We start from the raw sequence: 1,651 nt of genomic DNA on the forward strand, positions 1-1,651 counted from the left end.
AAACTTGATAATTAAATAATGTGAAGAACACAAGCAAAGCAAGCTTAGCGGAAAGTCAAAAAAATGATGAAGCTAAGGACAAACAATTATAATCGAGAGTTTGATCCTGGCTCAGGACGAACGCTGGCGGCGTGCCTAACACATGCAAGTCGAGCGATGAAACCTTAACAGACTCCTTCGGGATGAAGATTAGGTGGATTAGCGGCGGACGGGTGAGTAACACGTGAGTAACCTGCCTTTGACACAGGGATAGCCATGGGAAACCGTGATTAATACCAGATGAAATCTAAACTACACATGTAGCAAAGATCAAAGCGACCAAGCGGTCAAAGATGGACTCGCGCCTGATTAGCTAGTTGGTGAGATAAAAGCTCACCAAGGCAACGATCAGTAGCCGGCCTGAGAGGGTGACCGGCCACATTGGAACTGAGACACGGTCCAAACTCCTACGGGAGGCAGCAGTGGGGAATATTGCACAATGGGGGGAACCCTGATGCAGCGACGCCGCGTGAGCGAAGAAGGGATTCGTTTCGTAAAGCTCTGTCCTATGGGAAGATAATGACGGTACCATAGAAGAAAGCCCCGGCTAACTACGTGCCAGCAGCCGCGGTAATACGTAGGGGGCGAGCGTTGTCCGGAATCACTGGGCGTAAAGGGTTCGCAGGCGGATAAACAAGTCAAGAGTAAAAGGCATGGGCTTAACCCATGTAAGCTATTGAAACTGTATATCTTGAGATGTGGAGAGGTAAGTGGAATTACTAGTGTAGCGGTGAAATGCGTAGATATTAGTAGGAATACCAGTAGCGAAGGCGACTTACTGGACACAAACTGACGCTGAGGAACGAAAGCGTGGGTAGCAAACAGGATTAGATACCCTGGTAGTCCACGCTGTAAACGATGAGTGCTAGGTGTCGGCAAAAGTCGGTGCCGCAGTAAACGCAATAAGCACTCCGCCTGGGGAGTACGTGCGCAAGCATGAAACTCAAAGGAATTGACGGGGACCCGCACAAGCAGCGGAGCATGTGGTTTAATTCGAAGCAACGCGAAGAACCTTACCAGGGCTTGACATATAGGTGAAAAGCTTAGAGATAAGTAATACCCTTCGGGGACAGCTATACAGGTGGTGCATGGTTGTCGTCAGCTCGTGTCGTGAGATGTTGGGTTAAGTCCCGCAACGAGCGCAACCCTTACCTTTAGTTACCAGCAAGTAAAGTTGGGGACTCTAGAGGGACTGCCGATGATAAATCGGAGGAAGGTGGGGATGACGTCAAATCATCATGCCCTATATGCCCTGGGCAACACACGTGCTACAATGGTCGGAACAAAGGGAAGCGAAGTCGTGAGGCGAAGCAAAAGCCCATAAAACCGATCTCAGTTCGGATTGTTCTCTGCAACTCGAGAACATGAAGTCGGAGTTGCTAGTAATCGCAGATCAGAATGCTGCGGTGAATGCGTTCCCGGGTCTTGTACACACCGCCCGTCACACCATGGGAGTTATCAATACCCGAAGCCTGTGAGCTAACAATAAGAAGCAGCAGTCGAAGGTAGGGAGAATGACTGGGGTGAAGTCGTAACAAGGTAGCCGTATCGGAAGGTGCGGCTGGATCACCTCCTTTCTAAGGATAATGAGCTTTCACTGCGACTGGATTTC

At 49.7% G+C, this 1,651-nt stretch carries 1 rRNA gene; it reads left to right on the top strand.

The features are described 5' to 3' along the window. The first annotated feature begins 88 nt into the window (after window positions 1-88). Window positions 89-1,616, top strand: a 16S ribosomal RNA gene (locus HGPB_RS08390). Window positions 1,617-1,651: the final 35 nt, after the last annotated feature.

This window comes from Peptoniphilus obesi ph1 (genome assembly GCF_000311865.1).
Taxonomy (GTDB): Bacteria; Bacillota; Clostridia; order Tissierellales; family Peptoniphilaceae; genus Peptoniphilus_E; species Peptoniphilus_E obesi.